Origin of the sequence: Variovorax pasteuri (genome assembly GCF_051216435.1) — a bacterium.
Taxonomy (GTDB): domain Bacteria; phylum Pseudomonadota; class Gammaproteobacteria; order Burkholderiales; family Burkholderiaceae_C; genus Variovorax.
Genome location: NZ_JBPJZS010000007.1, coordinates 108,197 through 126,361, shown reverse-complemented (window position 1 = coordinate 126,361; position 18,165 = coordinate 108,197). Strand labels below are relative to the sequence as shown.

The 18,165-nt window shown below is 69.6% G+C and carries 16 protein-coding genes; 4 read left to right on the top strand and 12 right to left on the bottom strand.

The annotated features are described in order from the left end of the window. The first annotated feature begins 57 nt into the window (after positions 1-57). Positions 58-2,985, top strand: coding sequence for an SEL1-like repeat protein (locus ACSFBM_RS23720; protein WP_435486570.1), 2,928 nt, complete (start codon positions 58-60; stop codon positions 2,983-2,985). Positions 2,986-3,022: 37 nt separating this feature from the next. Here the strand turns inward: ACSFBM_RS23720 and minE are convergent, their stop codons facing one another. The 5 genes from minE to ACSFBM_RS23695 form a co-directional block, all read right to left on the bottom strand. Continuing rightward, entirely contained in the window at positions 3,023-3,301 is a 279-nt protein-coding gene (minE, locus tag ACSFBM_RS23715; protein ID WP_435439871.1) for a cell division topological specificity factor MinE, read from the bottom strand. Between the two features lie 3 nt (positions 3,302-3,304). Next, a complete protein-coding gene (gene minD, locus ACSFBM_RS23710) occupies positions 3,305-4,120 on the bottom strand; it encodes a septum site-determining protein MinD (protein ID WP_435486569.1) in 816 nt (271 codons plus the stop codon). Between the two features lie 64 nt (positions 4,121-4,184). Next, positions 4,185-4,955 (bottom strand): septum site-determining protein MinC, encoded by a 771-nt coding sequence (minC, locus tag ACSFBM_RS23705; protein ID WP_435486568.1) that lies wholly within the window; start codon positions 4,953-4,955, stop codon positions 4,185-4,187. 129 nt (positions 4,956-5,084) lie between these two features. Next, positions 5,085-6,368, bottom strand: coding sequence for a solute carrier family 23 protein (locus ACSFBM_RS23700; protein ID WP_435486567.1), 1,284 nt, complete (start codon positions 6,366-6,368; stop codon positions 5,085-5,087). A 167-nt stretch (positions 6,369-6,535) separates the two neighbouring features. After that, entirely contained in the window at positions 6,536-6,958 is a 423-nt protein-coding gene (locus ACSFBM_RS23695; RefSeq protein WP_435439875.1) for a hotdog fold thioesterase, read from the bottom strand. Between the two features lie 93 nt (positions 6,959-7,051). On the opposite strand from ACSFBM_RS23695, the gene ACSFBM_RS23690 reads away from it, so the two are divergent. After that, entirely contained in the window at positions 7,052-8,395 is a 1,344-nt protein-coding gene (locus ACSFBM_RS23690) for a hypothetical protein (protein WP_435486566.1), read from the top strand. Here ACSFBM_RS23690 and ACSFBM_RS23685 read toward each other — a convergent pair. The 3 genes from ACSFBM_RS23685 to ACSFBM_RS23675 form a co-directional block, all read right to left on the bottom strand. Then, positions 8,392-9,780, bottom strand: a complete 1,389-nt coding sequence (locus tag ACSFBM_RS23685; RefSeq protein WP_435486565.1) for a tripartite tricarboxylate transporter permease — start codon at positions 9,778-9,780, stop codon at positions 8,392-8,394. The genes ACSFBM_RS23690 and ACSFBM_RS23685 overlap by 4 nt on opposite strands. Continuing rightward, the gene (locus tag ACSFBM_RS23680; RefSeq protein WP_435486564.1) at positions 9,777-10,229 is read right to left on the bottom strand and encodes a hypothetical protein; all 453 of its coding nucleotides are present in this window, start codon (positions 10,227-10,229) and stop codon (positions 9,777-9,779) included. Before ACSFBM_RS23680 ends, ACSFBM_RS23685 begins: the two co-directional genes overlap by 4 nt. 95 nt (positions 10,230-10,324) lie before the next feature. Then, positions 10,325-11,653: a hydroxymethylglutaryl-CoA reductase, degradative gene (locus ACSFBM_RS23675; RefSeq protein ID WP_435486787.1), complete on the bottom strand. Its 1,329-nt coding sequence runs from the start codon at positions 11,651-11,653 to the stop codon at positions 10,325-10,327. Positions 11,654-11,748: 95 nt separating this feature from the next. On the opposite strand from ACSFBM_RS23675, the gene ACSFBM_RS23670 reads away from it, so the two are divergent. Continuing rightward, positions 11,749-13,137 (top strand): aminotransferase-like domain-containing protein, encoded by a 1,389-nt coding sequence (locus tag ACSFBM_RS23670; RefSeq protein WP_435486563.1) that lies wholly within the window; start codon positions 11,749-11,751, stop codon positions 13,135-13,137. Here the strand turns inward: ACSFBM_RS23670 and ACSFBM_RS23665 are convergent. The 4 genes from ACSFBM_RS23665 to ACSFBM_RS23650 form a co-directional block, all read right to left on the bottom strand. Next, positions 13,127-13,924, bottom strand: a complete 798-nt coding sequence (locus ACSFBM_RS23665) for a crotonase/enoyl-CoA hydratase family protein (RefSeq protein WP_435486562.1) — start codon at positions 13,922-13,924, stop codon at positions 13,127-13,129. The genes ACSFBM_RS23670 and ACSFBM_RS23665 overlap by 11 nt on opposite strands. Positions 13,925-13,997: 73 nt before the next feature. Then, positions 13,998-15,245 carry a metal-dependent hydrolase family protein gene (locus tag ACSFBM_RS23660; protein ID WP_435486561.1) on the bottom strand — a complete coding sequence of 416 codons (1,248 nt, stop codon included), beginning with the start codon at positions 15,243-15,245 and terminating at the stop codon, positions 13,998-14,000. Beyond that, complete coding sequence (locus tag ACSFBM_RS23655; protein WP_435486560.1) at positions 15,242-15,751, bottom strand: GAF domain-containing protein; 510 nt, start codon at positions 15,749-15,751, stop codon at positions 15,242-15,244. The genes ACSFBM_RS23660 and ACSFBM_RS23655 overlap by 4 nt, the downstream gene beginning before the upstream one ends. Positions 15,752-15,766: 15 nt before the next feature. Then, positions 15,767-17,134 (bottom strand): MFS transporter, encoded by a 1,368-nt coding sequence (locus ACSFBM_RS23650; protein ID WP_435486559.1) that lies wholly within the window; start codon positions 17,132-17,134, stop codon positions 15,767-15,769. A 113-nt stretch (positions 17,135-17,247) separates the two neighbouring features. Here ACSFBM_RS23650 and ACSFBM_RS23645 point away from each other — a divergent pair, with 113 nt between their 5' ends. Then, complete coding sequence (locus ACSFBM_RS23645; RefSeq protein ID WP_435486558.1) at positions 17,248-18,162, top strand: LysR family transcriptional regulator; 915 nt, start codon at positions 17,248-17,250, stop codon at positions 18,160-18,162. Positions 18,163-18,165: the final 3 nt, after the last annotated feature.

Genomic DNA, 18,165 nt, shown 5'->3' with positions numbered 1-18,165 from the left:
CCCTAAACTGCCCGCCAACCCTGGCCTTCGCCAGGACCACACACGCACCGACCGCACATGGGTAATCGCTCCTGGCTCTATCTCGAACACCGCACCGCAGCCGATGACGAAGAGGCCGCCTCCACCGAATTCGGCGCGGCCAACAACAACTTTCCCGTGCTCTGGCAGATCCTGCTGGCGGACGGCGCGGCGGGCGCGGCCATCGACCACCAGCGCGTCTTCGGCGATGCCGGCACCCGCAACCTCGCCAGCGACGCGCACGCCGCGCTGGGCCGCGTGCGGCGCATGCAGGCCTTCGTGGGGCAGCATCCGATGCTGCACACGCTGCCGCAGGTCGCGCTGCAGTTCGAGGCGCTGGCGCTGCACCTGGCCGCGCTGATCGACGAGGCGCCCGAAGGCACCCGGGCGTGCCTGTCCGCCGACCTGGACGAACTGTCGTGGATGGACGGCGATGCGCAGCAGGACGGCTTCATCGAGCGCAGCCGCAACGAATGCAATGCGCGGTGGGCGCGCGTGCAGCGTTGCATCGACAGCGGCAACCACCCGGGCTTCGACGCCGAACTCGGCATCAAGCGCTTCTCGGACTGGGAGGGCTGGGCCTGGCAGTTCGGCCTGGGCGGTGTGTCGCATCCGTACTTCAACGGCTACGAGCCGCCGCGCGACGAGCGCTTCGAAGACTTCCTGGCGAATGAAGGCGACGGCGGCGACGAGGAGGACGGGGAAGCCGGAGAAGACCGCGACTGGGACAACCACCTGGGCGGCCCGCTCTGGCGCTTCGAGGCCGACGGCCTGTGGGGCGTGCGCTTCTCGCAAGACGGCGATCGGCGCACCGTGGCCGAGCCCGCGTGGGACGACATCCGCACCAGCGGCGCGAGCGACGCACGCCTGCTGTGGGTGTCGCGCGGCGAGCACACCGGGTTGCTGCTTGCGCACACCGATGCGCCGCGCGTGCTGCTCGAACCGCAGCTCGACGAGGCATGGGACTTCGAGGACGACATCGCCACCGTGCTGGTGGGCGACCACATCGGCCTGCTGCGCCCGGACGGCAGCTGGCTCATGGCGCCCTCGGTCGACGAGATCTGGAGCTTTGCCGGCGGCATGGCGCGCGCCCGCGTGGGCGAGCGCCAGGGCTATGTCGATGCGCAGGGCCGGTGGGCCGTTGCGCCGCAATTCGACGAGGCCGAAGACTTCGCGCCCTGCGGCCTCGCACCCGCGCACACCGACGCCGGCTGGGGCCTGGTGCGCACCGACGGCGCATGGGCCGTGCCGCCGGGTTTCGACACCCTCGAGTGGCACCACGACTGGGACGCCTTCGAAGCCACGCGCGGCGGCAGGACCGGGCTCATCGACACGCAGGGCCGCGTGGCGGTCGAGCCGGTGTACGAGGTGCTGGAGTTGCTCGAGGAATATCCCGTCGAGATGCTGCAGGCCGCCGACGCGGCGCCGGACCATGCGCCCGTGGCCCGGCCGAAGCGCTTCGCCGTGCAGCGCGAAGCCGGCCGGTGCGGGCTGATCGACGCGCGGGGCCGGGTGCTGGTGCCCTTCGACTACGGCCTGTTCGAATCGCTGGAGCCGCTGACCGGCGAGGAGCGCGCCCACGCGATGGTGCAGCGCGACCTGGTGCGCGTGGCGTCCAAGGGCGGCCGCACGGCGAAGAACGCGCCGTGGCTGCGCGGCATCTACGACATCGGCGCCGGCCGCGAGCTGGTGCCCTGCAGGCACCGCACGGTGCAGCCGCTCACGTGGGGCACGCAGGACATCGGCTGGCTGGTGGCCGACCCGCTGCCGCGCGCTGAAAAGACCGACAAGACCGCCAAGGGACAGCTGGCCGTGGGCGTGCTGCGCGCCGACGGGTCCACGCTGCATCCGCAGGCCTACCCCTGGATCGCGTCGCCGGTCTCCGTCAGCGAGGGCTGGTACGCCGTGCTGGTCCGCTCCGAACTGCGCAAGCGCTGGAGCGCCGGCGAGCCGGTGAAGGCCGCGCGCAACGACCGCGACGTGTACGTCTGGCTGCATGCCGACGGCCGCGAGCAGGACCACGCCGCGCACATGGCCGCGCGCCATGCGGCGGGCGACCTGCGGGCGGCCTACGAGCTGGCCTGCCATCTGCGCGACGGCGAGGGCGTTCCGGCCGACGCAGCGCAGGCCCTGCAATGGATGGCGCGCGCCGCCGGCGTGCGCGCGCCGGGCGATGCGCCTGCCAGCGCGTCACCGGGCGGCTTGCCCGAAGCCATGCGCGAGCTCGCGCTGATGCTGCGCGCGGACGCGGCTGGCAGGGGCGCCGACCTGGCCGGCGCGCGCGCCTGGCTCGCCCATGCCGTTGCGCACGGCGGCGCCGACGACGCGGAAACCCGGGCCCAGCTGGGCTACATGCTCTTCGAAGGGCTGGGCGGCGAACGCGACCCCGAGGCCGGCGTGCGGCACTACGAGGCGGCCGCCGAACGCGACAACCCCATGGCGCTGTTCAACCTGGGGCTGGCGTTGCGGGCCGGCGAGCAGGTAGCGCCCGACCTGGCGCGCGCCGCAGGCTACTTCCGCCGCAGCGACGAAGCCGGCGACCACGACGGCACGCTGCAGCTCGGCGTCACGCTGTGCAGGCAGGCCGTGGAAGCGGGCGAGAAAGATGGCGACGAGGCAGCCGATGCGGCGCAGGCGAAGGTGCTCTACGCCGAGGCGGCCTATGCGTTCCAGAAGCTGGCCGAAGACGACGACAGCCGCCTGCAGGGCTGGGGGTGCTACGAGCTGGGCATGCTGCGCTTTCACGGGCATGGCGCGCCGCCAGACGCCACCGAAGCCGAACGCTGGCTGCTGGCCGGCGCCGCGCTCGGCGATTGCGAGCAGAACCTGGAAAGCCAGCGCGCCTGTGTCGAAGACCTGGCGCAGGTGCTCTACGGCGACCGCGAGAGCCCGCTGTTCGACGCGCACAAGGCGGCCGAATGGGCGCAGCGCCTGCAGGCGCTGCCCGAGGCCGCTCCGGGGGACTGAGGCCGCCGGCGGTGCCGGTCCGGCCCTGTGGGCCCGCTCAGCGCGCGGGCGCAGGCGTCGGGTCGGGCAGCTCGATCTTGATGTCGAGCACTTCGAGGTTGTCCTGGGTCTCCAGGTGCACCTTGATGTCGCTCGGGTTGATCGACACGTACTTGGAAATCACCGCCACCAGCTCGCGCTGGAGTTCGGGCAGATAGTCGGGCCGCTTCTTGCCGCTGAGGCTGGACCGCTCGTGCGCGAGGATGATCTGCAGCCGCTCCTTCGCGACACTGGCAGTCTTCTTCTTTTCGCCCAGCAGGAACGAGAGAAAGGACATGGCCTACTTGCCTCCGAAAATCCGCTTGAAGAAGCCCGGCTTCTCGGCGTCGACGAAGCGCATCGGCCTGTCTTCCCCCAAAAAGCGCGCCACCACGTCGGTGTAGGCCTGGGCCACGTCGGTTTCCTTGTCGTGGATGGCCGGCACGCCCTGGTTGGAGGCGTGCAGCACGCTCTCCGACTCGGGGATCACGCCGATCAGCTTGATGCGCAGGATGTCCTGGATGTCTTCCAGCGACAGCATCTGCCCGCCCGCCACCCGGTTCGGGTTGTAGCGGGTGATGAGCAGGTGCTCCTTGATGGGGTCGCCGCCGTCCTTGGCGCGCTTGGTCTTGCTGCTGAGCATGCCCAGGATGCGGTCCGAGTCGCGCACCGAGGACACCTCGGGGTTGGTCACCACCAGCGCTTCGTCGGCGAAGTACATCGCCATCATGGCGCCGGTCTCGATGCCCGCGGGCGAGTCGCAGATGATGTATTCGAAGTCCATCGCGGCCAGGTCGGTGAGGATCTTCTCCACGCCCTCTTGCGTCAGCGCTTCCTTGTCGCGCGTCTGCGAGGCGGCCAGCACGAACAGGTTGTCGCACTGCTTGTCCTTGATGAGCGCCTGGCTCAGGTTGGCCTCGCCCTGGATGACGTTGATCAGGTCGTACACCACGCGGCGTTCGCAGCCCATGATCAGGTCCAGGTTGCGCAGGCCCACGTCGAAGTCGATCACGGCCGTCTTCTTGCCCGCGAGCGCCAGGCCCGAGGCGAAGCTGGCGCTCGTGGTCGTCTTGCCGACGCCGCCCTTGCCCGAAGTCACCACCACAATTTTGGCCATGGCCATTCCTTCTTGTTTCGATTCAGTTGTTGGTTGTCAGGGTCGCCGCGGTCCGTGAGGGGGCTCAGGGAATCGGGTCGATCGCTAGTTTTTTTCCGTCCAGGCGCACCTGGGCCGATTTTCCCAGCACGTTGTCGGGCAGCGGCACTTCGTTGGTCCGGTAGATGCCGGCGATGGCCACCAGCTGCGCTTCCATGCAGGTCGAGAAGATCCGCGCCTCGGTGTTGCCCCGCGCGCCGGCAATGGCCTTGCCGCGCAACGGCGCGTACACGTGCACGTTGCCGTCGGCGATGACCTCGGCGCCGAAGCTCACCACGGCCGTCACCACCACGTCGCCGCCGCGGGCGTAGATCTGCTGGCCCGAGCGCAGCGGCTTGTCGATCAGCAGCGTGCCGTTGGCCGGCACCGGCACCTCGCGCACGATCTGCGGGGCTTCCGACACCGGGGCTTCGGCCGGCGGCGCAGGGGCACGCGGCGCCGGGGCCGCGGGCATGGCGGCCACCGAGAGGCCGGCGGCGCGCGCCGCGGCGTTCTGCCCGGCGTTGCCGCCGCGCACCGCGATGGGCTGGGTCTGGTGGCGCGCCAGCAGGCTGCGCAGCGCGGCAAAGTCGATGTCGGCGGCGGCCTGGCCCTCGCCCTGTGCGTCCTGCAGCAGGGAAAGATCGATGACCACCGGCTCCTGCTCGAAGAAATCGGGCGAATCCGCCAGCTGTGCGTCGAGCGCCTCGGCCAGCACGTCCAGGTCGGACGTCTTCAGGATCACTGCGATCAGCGGCAGCGTGGCGCTCTTGAATTCGAAAACCGCCTTGGTGCGCGCGGCGGAGACATCGGCCATTGGAAAACGTCGGTGCGAAAAGCGTTGGAGTCTAACGGGCGCGGGCCAAACCCCGGCGACCCGTCCCCGCCTGGAGCACCCCGGACAACACTTCTTTCATGAGGTTGCACTTTTCCGGGGTGGGCCGCGTCAGTTCTTCGAGCGCCCCAGCAGGGCGTAGAGAATGATCGCGCCGAAGGTGGCGGTACCGATGCCGCCGAGCGCGAAGTCGCCGAACTTCAGCGTGAAATCGCCCGTGCCGATGATCAGCGTGATGGCCGCCACGATCAGGTTCTTGTTCTGCGAGAAGTCCACCTTGTTGTCGACCCAGATCTTGGCGCCCGCGATGGCGATCAGGCCGAACACCACGATGCTCACGCCGCCCATCACCGGCAGCGGAATGGCCTGGATCAGCGCGCCGAACTTGGGGCTGAAGCCCAGCACCAGCGCAATCACGGCCGCCACCACGAACACCGCCGTCGAGTAGATGCGCGTGGCCGCCATCACGCCGATGTTCTCGGCGTAGGTGGTCACGCCCGTGCCGCCGGCGGCGCCGCTCACCACCGTGGCGATGCCGTCGCCGATGAAGGCGCGGCCCATGTAGGCGTCCAGGTTGCGCCCGGTCATGGCCGTCACTGCCTTCAGGTGGCCCAGGTTTTCCGCCACCAGGATGATCGCCACCGGGGCGATCAGCAGCATGGCGTTGGCCGTGAACACCGGCGCGGTGAAGGTCGGCAGGCCGAACCAGGCCGCGTTGGCGATGCCGCTCAGGTCCACCGGCTTGCCCAGCCCCAGGCCGTTGGTCAGCACCGCGTAGACCACCGTGGCCAGAATCAGCCCGATCAGGATCAGCAGGCGCTGCAGCATGCCGCGCGCGAACACCGCCACCAGGCCCACGCACAGGAAGGTCACGGCCTGCATCCACGAATCGAAGTTGCTGGCCGCCATGTTCTTGATCGGCACGCTCGCCAGGTTGAGCCCGATCACGGCCACCACCGCGCCCGTGACCACGGGCGGCATGAAGCGCTCGATCCAGCCGGTGCCGATGGCCTGCACCAGCGCGCCGATCAGGATGTAGACCACCCCGCAGGCCACGATGCCCCCCAGCGCCACCGCGATGTTGGCGTTGGGCCCCTTGCCCGCGTAGCCGCTGGCCGCGATCACCACGCCGATGAAGGCGAAGCTCGAGCCCAGGTAGCTGGGCACCTTGCCGCCGGTCACGAAGTAGAAGATGAGCGTGCCGATGCCGCTCATCAGGATGGCGATGTTGGGGCTGAAGCCCATCAGGATCGGCGCCAGCACCGTGGCGCCGAACATGGCGATGACGTGCTGCACGCCCATGGCGCCGGTCTGCAGCCAGGGCAGCCGCTCGTCGGGCCCGATGACCGCGCCGTTGGCCAGCGCGGACGCGGGTCGTTCTGTCCAGTTGAACATTGCTTATCTCCTCTTGTTGGTTGTGTGTGCCCGGCGGCCAGGACGCCCTGGCTTGCCCGGGGCGTGATTGTGGGCGAGGAAACGGGGGCTGAACATCCGGCACGCACCCTGCACATCGGAGAAAGCGGCGTGCCGGCCCTGGCAGGCCGGCGCGTGTCGACGCCCGCTCAGCGCGGCTGCAGCACCGCCATCGTGATGCGCGACACGCAGGTCAGCTCGCCTGCCTCGTTCGTCAGGTCGATCTGCCAGACCTGCGTGCTGCGCCCGCGGTGCACCGGCCGCGCGGTGCCGATGACCCAGCCGCTGGTCACCGAGCGGATGTGGTTGGCGTTGATGTCCAGGCCCACGGCGCGGTCGCCTTCGGGGGCCGAGTAGTGCGCGCCGCAGGAGCCCAGCGTCTCGGCCAGCACCACCGACACGCCGCCGTGCAGGATGCCGTAGGGCTGGCGGGTGCGCTCGTCGACCGGGCAGCGGGCGCGGATGAAGTCGTCGCCCACCTCCAGGAATTCCATGCCCAGCGTGGAGACGGCGGTGCCGACGTGGTTGCGGGTGAGCGCCTCGACGGAGATTTCTTTTTGCCAGATACGCATTCGGTTCTTTCGTGCTTGGTGCCTGTAGGGGTGGCAAAACTATAGCGACGGCGGCTGACAGGCGCAGTCGCCTTTGCGTGTTACCTTGGCCCGATGAAGCACCCCGTCCGTCGTTGGCTCCTCGGCATTGCCGCCGTTCTGGTGCTGGGGGCAGGCACGCTGGTGCTGGTGGTGAGCGCCAGGCTGCCCACCGACGACGAGGTGGCCGCAATGATTTCCGCGGGCTTCGAAAAGCGCTTCGGCGTGGCGCTGAAGGTCGGCGCCGCCCACTGGGCGCTGCTGCCCACGCCCATGCTGGTGCTGACCGACGTGGCCACCGACCAGCCCCGCCCCATCACCCTGAAGCGCGCCAGCATGCAGGTGCAGCTGGCGCCGCTGCTGCACCGCGTCGTTGCGCTGGACGAAATCGACGTCGAAAGCCTGGTGCTGCCGCGTGCCTCGGTGCGGGCGTTTCGCGGCTTGGGCCCCAAGCCGCAGGAGGGCGCCGGCGCCATCGCGCTGCCCGCGCCCTGGACGCTGGCCGCCGTTCCGGTGGAGCAGGTGCGCTGGCGCGACGTGGTCTGGATCGACCGGCGCGACATCGCGCTGGCCTACGACGGCGAGGTCAGCTTCGATGCGCAATGGCGTCCGCGCGAGGCCCGCCTCGAGCGCGCCGGCCTGACGCCGCCCGCGCGCCTGCGGCTGGACCGCGAATCCGGCCAGGACCGCTGGCGCACCCGCATCGACGCAGGCGGCGGCACGTGGAACGGCGTGACCTGGCTGGAGACGCTGCCCAGCGGCAAGTTGCGCGTGTCGGCCGAACTGGAGCCGCGCCAGATCGACATCGAAAGCCTGGTGCAGGCCTTCGACCGCCGCACCTCGCTGGCCGGCAAGGTTTCCGGCCAAACCACGCTGACGGCCGAGGCAGACACGGCGCAGGACCTGGGCGCGCTGATGCGCAGCCTGCACACCCGCACCACCTTCACCGTGCAGCCCGCCACCCTCACCAAGCTGGACGTGGCCAAGGCCGTGAGCACCGCCGGCATCAGCCGGGGCGGGCGCACCCCGCTCGACCAGCTCACCGGCACGCTCGACACCCAGGGCACCGAAGACGGCGTGGTGATGCAGTACACCAACCTGAAGGCCCGCTCGGGCGTGCTCACGGCCAGCGGCAACCTCAAGATGTTCAACCGCAAGCTCGACGGCGAGATCGCGGTCGACCTGGTCGACGGCGTGGTCGGCGTGCCGCTGAAGATCGGCGGCACCATGAGCGACCCCGAGCTGTCGCTGACCGGCGCCGCGCTCACCGGCGCGGCCATCGGCAGCGCGGTGCTGCCGGGCGTGGGCACGGCCATCGGGGCCCGGGTGGGGCAGCAGGTGGAGAAGATGTTCGGCGGGGACAAGAAGCCGGCCGCCAAACCCGCGGCGAAGCCTGCGCCCCGTTCCGCCAGGCCCTAGCCGAACGCCTTGATCACTGCCGGCACCGTCAGCACCGCCGTGTAGTAGCCCATGAACTGCACGCCGGTGTTGAACCCGATGGCGCGCGACAGCAAGCCGCCCAGCAGCCCCATCGTCAGGATCACCAGCAGCCCGAGCAGCTGGCCCTCCCACACGCTGATGACCACGATCAGCCCGACGAAGGTCGCGATGATCGCCTCGTGGCTCACCTTGCGCGACACGAACAGCGCCGCGCGGCGCGCGAAGTTCATGGTGAACGGGTAGGCCACCAGCGCCGCGAGCACCACCGCCAGCATGCCGTAGCCCAGGAACTCCCAGTGGCTGAGCAGGTTGTGCAGGTTGTGCGTCTGGCCCGTGGCCGCGTCGATGGTGTAGACCGGCGGCGCATTGAACAGCGGCGCGGCCGGGCCGGCCGCCACCGGGCTCAGCGGCAGGCCGATGGCGATCAGCGGGATCAGTGCCTCGGCGATGTAGGTCGCCTCGGTCACGCCGTTGCGCGCGGCCAGCGTGGTGGTGAGCCGGTGGTACGCATGCTTGATGCGCGAGCCCACCAGTTCGCCCAGCACCACCGTCATCGCGACCGGGCTGAAGACGAAGGTCGCACTGGAGATGGCCGCCGTGGCAAAGGTCCACTTCACCTGGGTGCGGTCGAGCACCTTGAACGGGTTGGGGAAGTAGCCCGACCAGCCCTTGACGTCGGGCGCCAGCGAAAAGGTGCGCACCGTGTCGCGCTTCATGCGCGCACGCGCGGCCGGCGAGATCACCGAGAACAGGTCGGCCACCAGCGGCCCGATGGCAATGCCCAAAAAGTAGCTGATGCTGAGCTTCACCCCGTACTTGCCGGTGAGCGCCTGCAGCGCCACGATCACCATCACGAACGGCACCAGCGTGGCCACGCTGGCCCAGCGCCCGCTGGAGAACCAGGCAATGGCCACGGCCGCCACCACGAAGATCCACGGCGCCGCCTTGGTGATGGCCGCGCCGTAGGGCGCCAGCAGCACCGCGAACAGCACGGCCAGCGGCACCGCGAGGAAGGCCGCGATGATCGCGCCCGACACCATCTTGCGCAGCGCGATGTGCGGCACGCCCAGGTTGCGCAGCACGTTGGCGTCCTGCAGCAGCGGCGTGGCCATGGTGTCGCCCGGAATGCCCAGCAGCGCGGTGGGCACCGCATGCGTCATGTGCTTGGCGACGGCCGCCGCCAGGAAGAAGGTGAACACGCCCTCGGGCGGTACGCCGAGCAGCACCACCAGCAGCGTGAGCGGTGCGAGCGTGGTGGTTTCGTCGGTGCCCGACACGAGGCCGATGGCGGCGAACACCACGGCGCCGACGAGCCCCATGCCGGTGGCCACGAGGATCTGGTTGAGCAGTGCGGCGTCGATCACGTTGCGGCTCCTTCGACACCCTTGGCGCGGGGCTTGTACGACGCGAACAGCTCGTAGATCTCGAGCTCCTTCATCTCGCGCACCACCGGGGGCGGCAGGTCGTCCACCGAGCCCAGGTCGCCGTGTTCGCCGGCCAGTTCGGCCAGCACGTCCTCGCGCCAGCGCAGATCGGCCGCGGCGCCTTCCACCACCTCGCGCTTGGGCGCGAAGAGCTTCGCGCAGATCATGCCCGAGACCACGCAGCCGCCGAGCCCCGCCAGCATGGCGTAGGCGCGCGCCAGTTCGGGCGTGCTCACCAGGCTCGCGAGCACGCGGCTGGCCACGAGGTAGCCCGTGAGGCTCACCGCGACGCCGATGACGATGGCCCACGCGAGGTGGCCCAGGTCGGCGGTGTCGCCCCATATCTCCACCAGCCGCCAGCGGGCGGGCGTTGCACTGTCTGCGTTCATGTTCGTGTGTCTCCGTCTTTGGTTGTGTGACGGCCGCCTGCGCGGCCGCCGCGGTATCGGCCGCGGTCCGTGGTGCGGGACGCTCCCGCCGTTGCTTATTTCTTGCGCAGCGCGTCGAGCAGCGCCACTGCGCGGTCGGTGCGCACGTCGTGCTCCGCGGCCATCTGCCTGGCGATGCTGTCGACCTCGTCGCCCGTGGCGCCCGCCACCAGCGCGATGTTGCGTGCGTGCAGGGCCATGTGGCCGCGCTGGATGCCTTCGGTGGCGAGCGCGCGCAAGGCGCCCAGGTTCTGCGCCAGGCCCACGGCGACCGCCACTTCGCCCAGCTCCTGCGCCGACGCCACGCCGAGGATCTTCAGCGCCAGCCGCGCGAGCGGGTGCGTCTTGGTGGCACCGCCCACCAGGCCCACCGGCATCGGCATCTCGATGGTGCCGACCAGCGCGCCCGTGCGGTCCTTCTCCCAGGTGGTGAGCGAGGTGTAGCGGCCGGTGCGGCAGGCGTAGGCATGCGCGCCGGCTTCCACCGCGCGCCAGTCGTTGCCCGTGGCGACGATCACCGGGTCGACGCCGTTCATGATGCCTTTGTTGTGCGTGGCCGCGCGGTAGGGGTCGACCGCGGCGAAGGTGTACGCATCGAGCACGCCTTCCACCACTTCCTCTCCGCTGCGCTCCTTGGTCTCGAGCGCCTCGGGCGCCAGCCGCACGCGGGCGCGCGCCAGCCTCAGGTCCGCCAGGTTCGACAGGATGCGCAGGCGCACCGTGCCGCCGGTGAGCTTCTCGACCAGCGGCGACACCGCCTCGGCCATGGTGTTGACGGTGTTCGCGCCCATCGCGTCGCGCACGTCCACGATCAGGTGCATCACCACCATCGGGCCGCGCGGCGTGCTGTCGAACACATGCACCTCGATGTCGCGGCAGCCGCCGCCCAGGCCGATCAGCACCTTGTCGCGGCTGTTCGCCACGGCCAGGATCTCGTCGCGCGCGCGCAGCAGCGCAAGCCGAGCGCCGTACGGATCGCCCAGGCCGATCACCTGCACCTGCGCGCGCATCAGCGGGCCGGTGCTCGAGGTCTCGAAGCCGCCGCCTTCGCGCGCCAGCTTGGCCATGAACGAGGCGGCCGCCACCACCGAGGGCTCTTCCACCGCCATCGGCACCAGGTACTCGCGCCCGTTCACCAGGAAGTTGCCGGCCACGCCCAGCGGCAGCTCGAAGGTGCCGATCACGTTCTCGACCATGCCGTTGGCGCGCTCCACGCCCAGCGCGCCGGGCGCGGCCAGCAGCGCCACCTCCTCGTCGGTCAGCGATGCGGCGCGCGCGATGTGTTCGAAGCGCTGCGCGGGGGTGAGTGCGCGGAAGTTGGGAATGCGGGAGTCGGCGACCATCGTTGCGTGTCTCTTCAGGAGGTGAGTTCGGGAGACGGCAATTTAGGCCGGCTGTACCGCTGGCGGAAGGCACAGTTTGGCGGGACAGTGCGGACAGTGGCTCGCCGTGCGGGCCCGCTGTGTCACAGTCGAAACCCATGACGACCATTGCAGATTCGCTCGCCGACGCCCTCGAACGCCAGATCGCGAGCGGTGCCTACAAGGCCGGCGACAAGCTCCCGTCGCTGCGCGAGCTGGCGCAGCTGCACGGCTATGCGAAGAACACCGTGGTCGCCGCCTTCGAGCTGCTGGTGTCGCGCGGGCTGGTCGAGCCGCGGCGCGGCTCCGGCTACTTCGTGCTCGCGCGGCAGACCGCCAAGCCGGTGGAGGAAGACGCCGGCAGCCTGGGCCGCGCCATGGACATCGTGTGGCTCATGCGCGAGCAGCTCAAGACGCAGCCCGACGCCGTGGCCGTGGGCGACGGCTTTCCGCCGGTCGAATGGCTGGCCGACGTGCGGCTGGACAAGTACCACCCCAAGGTGGTCCGCACGGGGCTCGGCGCGCTGTTCCGCTACGGCAGCCGCTTCGGCTATGCGCCGCTGCGCGACCACCTGGTGCGCAAGCTGGCGGACTTCGGCATCGGGGCGGAGCCCCGGCAGATCGTGCTCACGCACGGCGCCAACGAGGCGATGGACATCGTCATCCGCTACTTCGTGCCGCCCGGCGGCAAGGTGCTGGTGGACGACCCGGGCTACTACCCGCTGTTCGGCAAGCTCAAGCTCGCGGGCGCGCAGATGCTGGCCGTGCCGCGCCTGGCCGACGGGCCCGACCTGGAGGCGCTGGAGCGGCTGCTCATCGCGGAACGCCCGCGCCTGTTCTTCACGCAGTCGATCGCGCACAACCCCACGGGCTCCGACATGTCGCCGGCCAAGGCCTTCCGCGTGCTGCAGCTGGCGCAGAAGCACGACCTGCTGATCGTGGAAAACGACCCGCTGGCCGACTTCAAGCCCACGTCATTGCCGCGCCTGTCCGCGCTCGACCAGCTGGAGCGCACCATCTACATCGGCAGTTTTTCCAAGTCGTTCTCGGCCGCCTTGCGCGTGGGCTTCATCGCCTGCGGTGCCGACCTGGCGAGCGACCTCGCGGACCTGAAGGCGCTGATCCATGTGAGCAGCTCGGAGTATTGCGAGCGCACGGTCGACGTCATCCTGAGCGAGGGCCACTACCAGCGGCACCTGAACCGCCTGCAGACGCGCCTGGGCGAGGCCACGCGCAACGCGATCAAGCTGTTCGAGTCGGTCGATGCGGAGGTGTTCGCGCGCACGCCGCACTCGCTCTACGTGTGGGCCGCGCTGCCCGGCGTGGCCGATTCGCTGGCCTTCGCCAAGGAACTGCTGCCGCGCAAGATCGTGATGGCGCCGGGCCGCATCTTCAGCGTCGACTCCACGCAGGTGTCGCGCTGGTCGCGCTTCAACGTGGGGGCCATGGCCGACCCGCGCTTTGCGAAGGCGCTGCGCACCGCGCTGCGCCGGCGTGTCAGCGATTGACGCCGGAATCGCCGAAATCGCCGTGGCGCCCGGCGCCGCCCGCAAAGCGCGCGGCGCCGCGTTCGCCTTCGGCAAAGACGATCGGCACGCCGTGCACGCCTTCGCTGCGCAGGGCCTCGGCCAGCGGCATGTCCCACTGCGCGTAGGCCGATGCGCGATCGGCCCGCATGCATTGCTGCGGAAACGCCGCGATCTCGCGCGCCAGTTGCTGCGCGGCGGCCAGTGCACCTCCGGGCGGCGTGGTCCGGTTGAGCAGGCCCATCGCCAGCGCTTCGGCCGCGCCGACCGCACGGCCCGTGAGGATCATGTCGAGCGCGCGCGCCATGCCCACGATGCGCGGCAGCCGCACCGTGCCGCCGTCGATCAGCGGCACGCCCCAGCGGCGGCAGAACACGCCCAGCACCGCGTCGTCGTCGGCCACGCGCAGGTCGGCGAGCAGCGCGAGCTCGAGCCCGCCGGCCACCGCATAGCCGTTGATGGCCGCAATCAGCGGCTTGGACAGCGCCATGCGCGTCGGCCCCATCGGCCCGCTGCCGCCGCCTTCGGGGTCGAGCGCGTTGCGTTGCGCGGGGTCGCCCACCGCGGCCAGGTCGGCGCCGGCGCAGAAGTGGCCGCCTGCGCCGGTGAGCACCGCCACGCGCAGTGCGTCGTCGGCCTCGAAGCGCTCGAAGGCTTCACGCAGCTCCGCGGCCATGGGGCCGTGCACCGCGTTGCGCTTGTCCGGGCGGTTCAGCGTGATCGTGCAGACGGTGTCTTCGGTGTCGTAGCTCAGGTAGTGGGAGGCCATGTGCGTTCCTTTCGCGGCCAGCCTACTTGAGGCACCTCCCAGCGTCATCGTGGGAAATGCGGGGGCCGATGCATCACGCCAGTTCGTCGAACTGGATCACCCCTTCCTTCATCACCAGCGGAATGCGTTCGCCCTGTCCCAGCAGGCAGGCGACATCGCGCAGCGGATTGCCGTCGACCACCAGGATGTCGGCCAGCGCGCCGGGCACCAGGCGCCCCAGGCGGTCGGGCATGCCCAGCACCTCGGCCCCGATGGTGGTGGCGCTGGCGATGGCCTCGGCCGGCGACAGCACCTCGGCGCGCAGGCGGAACTCGTCGCTCTGCAGCCGCTGCGATTCGCCCAGCAGGTCGGAGCCGAAGCCCATCTTCACGCCCGCCGCCTTGTAGATTTCCAACGAGCGCAGGCCGGCCTCGCGCACGCTGGCCACCTTGGCCACGCTGTCCTTGGGCAGGCCGAAGCTCTCGCCCTCGTTGGCCAGCGCGTCGTAGGTGACCAGCGTGGGCACCACGTAGGCGCCCAGCTGTGCCATCAGCGCGGCCGTGGGCGCGTCCACCAGGTTGCCGTGCTCGATGGTGCGCACGCCGCAGCGCACGGCCCGCGCGATGGCTTCGGCGGTGTAGGCGTGGGCCATCACGTAGGTGCCGCGCGCGCGGGCTTCTTCGACGATGGCGCGGATCTCGTCCTCGCTGTAGCCGAAGGCTCCGACCGGGTCGGTGGGCGACGCCACGCCGCCGGAGGCCATGATCTTGATCTGGTCCGCGCCCATCTGCAGCTCTTCGCGCACGGCCCGGCGCACCGCGTCCACACCGTCGACCACGCGCGCCAGTGCGCCCACCCGCACGCAGGTTTGGCAGGGCGCGTTGGGGTCGAGGAAGTCGGTGCGCGCGCGCATGTCGCCGTGCCCGCCGGTCTGGCTCAGCGCACGGCCGGCGACGAACAGGCGCGGCCCCTGCGCGAGCCCTGAATCGACCGCCTGCTTGAACGCGAACCCCGCGCCGCCCGCATCGCGCACCGTGGTGAAGCCCCGGCGCAGCATGCCGCGCAGCATGGGCACGCTGCGCAGCGTGATCAGCACGTTGGGCATGTGCACCTGGCGCGCGAGGTTGAGCTCCACCGCGATCACATGCACGTGCAGGTCGATGAGGCCGGGCATCACCGTCTTGCCCTTCACGTCGATCACGCGTGCGGTCTTGCTGTGCAGCGGCTTGTCGGAAACTTCGCGCACCACGCCTTCTTCGACCAGGATGTCGCGGCCCTCCAGCAGCTCGTGGTGCTGCGGATCGAGCAGGTGGGCGTTCTTGAAAAGTACGGTGTTCGTCATGCCACGGCCTCCTTGGCTTGCAGCGCCATCACGGCCGGCACCGCCAGTTGCGCGAACACGCGCGCGGGTTCGATGTGCTGCGTGCCGTACCAGTTTTCTTCATGCAGCAGGTTGAGCGTGCCCAGCGTTTCGCCTTGCCAGCGCAGCGGAATGTTCAGCACGCTGCGGCAGCCCAGCGAGTCGATGAGCGCGTGGTCGTAGAACACCTCGCGCAGGTCGTCGGCATTGCGCCCGATGTAGGGCAAGCCGCGCTGCATCACCTGCTGCATCCATGGCGAATCGGTGACCGGCTTGCGCCCGCCCACCGGGTAGGCCTCGCGCATGTTGGTGTAGATGCGCTCGGACTCGCGCTGCGCAGGGTGATGGACCAGCACGGTGAAGAGCCGGTGGCCGATGGTGGCCGCCAGCGCCGCATTGATCGCGTCGAAGGTGGCCTGCGGCTGTTGCGTATCGGCATGGGCGCGTGCCACGGCCGAGAGTGAGGTGTCGAAGGAAGTGGGTTGCATGAATGTCGGATGTGTTCAGGAAAGTTCGGCCGCGGCAATGTCCTCGAGCGAGCGGCCGCGTGTGGGGATGCCCATGAACGTGACGGCCGCCGCGCCCAGCAGCAGCACCCCGGTCGTCATGCCGAACACGCCGGCGAAGCCCAGCGTCGGGTAGATCAGGCCGACCAGGATGGGCGAGGTGATGCCGCCGATGCGCCCGATGGCCGACGCCAGGCCGGAGCCGGTGGCGCGCACCTGGGTCGGGAACACCTCGGGCGTGTAGGCGTACACGCCCGCATAGGTGCCGTTCATGAAGAAGGACAGCAGCACGCCGGCCACCATGATCTGCGCGTCGCTGTGGGTGAAGGCCAGGCCCAGGGCCGACAGCCCGCCGAGCAGCATGTAGCTCACGATGGTGGCCTGGCGGCCGATGCGTTCGTTGAACCACGCGGCCGAGAAGTAGCCCGGAATCTGCGCGATGTACATCACCAGCGAATAGCCGAAGCTCTTGGTGATCGTCATGCCGTTCTGGATCAGCAGGCTCGGGATCCACGTGAAGAACGAGTAGTAGCTGAAGGTGATCGACAGCCACATCAGCCAGGTCATGGTGCTGATGCGGATGAGCTTTTGCGACAGCAGCGTGGCGTAGTTCTTCAGCAGGCTGCCCCGGCTGGTGCTGGGCGGGGGCGCGGCCACGTCTTCGGCGTTGAGCGCGGGCAGCGCATGGCCTCGGCGCACGTGGTCGGACTCCATTGCATCCATGATCGATTGCGCCTCGGCCAGGCGGCCCTGGCTTTCGAGCCAGCGCGGCGACTCCGGCAGCGCCCGGCGCCACCACAGCAGCAGCACCACGGGCGTGGCCGTGATGAAGATGACGATGCGCCAGCCCTCGGCGAACGCCGGCACGATGAAGTAGCCCAGCAAGGCCGCGGCCACGAAGCCGAAGGAGAAGAAGCCGGCCAGCGCGCCCGTGAAGGTGCCCCGGTAGCGGCGCGCCACGAACTCCGACAGGTAGGGCGCGATGATCGCGCTCTCGGCGCCGGCGCCGAAACCGGCCACGATGCGCAGCCCGAGGAAGATCGTCCACTCGTTGACCATGCCGCTGAACAGCGACGCCACGCAGTAGATCGCCAGCGCCGACATCATCACCTTGCGCCGCCCGATCAGGTCGCCGAAGGAGCCGGCGGCCAGTGCGCCGAAGAAGAAGCCGATGAAGTTCGCGCTGGCCAGCACGCCGATCTGCACGCTGCTCAGTCCCCAGGCCGTGCGCAGCACCGGCAGCACGAAGGCGATGACGGCCGCGTCCATCGCATCGAAGGTGTAGCCCAGTCCTCCCATCAGAAGCAGCCGGCGGTGGAAGCCGGAGAAGGGCAGGCGCTCGATGCGGGCCGACAGCATGGTCATGGGAATCCCTCAGCTCGGGTGATACGACGAAACGATGCAGAAGCGCCAAATCGTAGGATCGGAGGGATATAACGGCAAATTTATACGTGTGATTGTGTTTATAGAGCCCGTGAATGACCTACCGCACTGCTGACCTCAACCTGCTGAAGGTGTTCGAGGCCCTCATGACCGAGGGCAACGTCACGCGCGCCGCGCGCAAGCTGTCGCTGACCCAGCCGACGGTCAGCAATGCGCTGCGCCGGCTGCGCGAGACCTTCGACGATCCGCTGTTCGTGCGCAGCGGTGCGGGCGTCAATCCGACGCGGCGCGCCATCGACCTGTGGGAGCCGCTGTCGCAGTCGCTGCACGCCATTCGCGGCACGCTGGACGTCGAGCGCTTCGACGCCCTGCGCAGCACCGCCAGCCTGAGCATCGCCATGTCCGACTACGTGTCGAGCATCGTGGTGCCCCGGCTGGCCAGCACGCTCAGCAAGGTCGCGCCGTCGATGCAGATCCATGCCATTCCCAACACGCTGGTCGATTTCGGCAAGGTGCTGGCCGACAACAAGGCCGACTTCGCGATCAGCGTCTACAACGAGGAGGTGCAGCGGCCGGCGTTTTTAAAGTCGCGCGCGCTGTGGTCGCCCGACTTCGTGTGCTTCATGCGCACCGGGCATCCGCTGGCGCGCCTGGAGAAGATTCCGCTGAAGAAATTTCTCGCGGCGCGTCATGTCGACGTGAGCCTGGTCGGCAAGACCTCGCCCACCTACGACCTGTTCCTGCGCAGCCGCGGCCTGCAGCGCAACCTGGTCTCGACCGTGAACCACTACGGCGCCGCCTACGAGGTGGTGCGCCGCTCCGACCTGATCGCGGTGCTGCCGTGGTCCGCGCGTTTCGAGCCGCCGCGCCTGGCAGGCCTGCGCAAGGTGCCCGTGCCGCTGGAGGCGCCGCCGCGCATCATCGAGCTGTTCTGGCACCAGCGGCACGAGACGTCTGCCTTGCACCAATGGCTGAAGAACACGCTGCTGGACCTGTTCGAGCAGCGGTGATGC

Excerpts from the sequence above, each read along its gene's own strand:
- ACSFBM_RS23720 (WP_435486570.1), top strand. The coding sequence starts at position 58 with ATGGGTAATCGCTCCTGGCTCTATCTCGAACACCGCACCGCAGCCGAT.
- minE (WP_435439871.1), bottom strand. The coding sequence starts at position 3,301 with ATGTCCTTTCTCTCGTTCCTGCTGGGCGAAAAGAAGAAGACTGCCAGT.
- minD (WP_435486569.1), bottom strand. The coding sequence starts at position 4,120 with ATGGCCAAAATTGTGGTGGTGACTTCGGGCAAGGGCGGCGTCGGCAAG.
- minC (WP_435486568.1), bottom strand. The coding sequence starts at position 4,955 with ATGGCCGATGTCTCCGCCGCGCGCACCAAGGCGGTTTTCGAATTCAAG.
- ACSFBM_RS23700 (WP_435486567.1), bottom strand. The coding sequence starts at position 6,368 with ATGTTCAACTGGACAGAACGACCCGCGTCCGCGCTGGCCAACGGCGCG.
- ACSFBM_RS23695 (WP_435439875.1), bottom strand. The coding sequence starts at position 6,958 with ATGCGTATCTGGCAAAAAGAAATCTCCGTCGAGGCGCTCACCCGCAAC.
- ACSFBM_RS23690 (WP_435486566.1), top strand. The coding sequence starts at position 7,052 with ATGAAGCACCCCGTCCGTCGTTGGCTCCTCGGCATTGCCGCCGTTCTG.
- ACSFBM_RS23680 (WP_435486564.1), bottom strand. The coding sequence starts at position 10,229 with ATGAACGCAGACAGTGCAACGCCCGCCCGCTGGCGGCTGGTGGAGATA.
- ACSFBM_RS23670 (WP_435486563.1), top strand. The coding sequence starts at position 11,749 with ATGACGACCATTGCAGATTCGCTCGCCGACGCCCTCGAACGCCAGATC.
- ACSFBM_RS23665 (WP_435486562.1), bottom strand. The coding sequence starts at position 13,924 with ATGGCCTCCCACTACCTGAGCTACGACACCGAAGACACCGTCTGCACG.
- ACSFBM_RS23660 (WP_435486561.1), bottom strand. The coding sequence starts at position 15,245 with ATGACGAACACCGTACTTTTCAAGAACGCCCACCTGCTCGATCCGCAG.
- ACSFBM_RS23655 (WP_435486560.1), bottom strand. The coding sequence starts at position 15,751 with ATGCAACCCACTTCCTTCGACACCTCACTCTCGGCCGTGGCACGCGCC.
- ACSFBM_RS23650 (WP_435486559.1), bottom strand. The coding sequence starts at position 17,134 with ATGACCATGCTGTCGGCCCGCATCGAGCGCCTGCCCTTCTCCGGCTTC.
- ACSFBM_RS23645 (WP_435486558.1), top strand. The coding sequence starts at position 17,248 with ATGACCTACCGCACTGCTGACCTCAACCTGCTGAAGGTGTTCGAGGCC.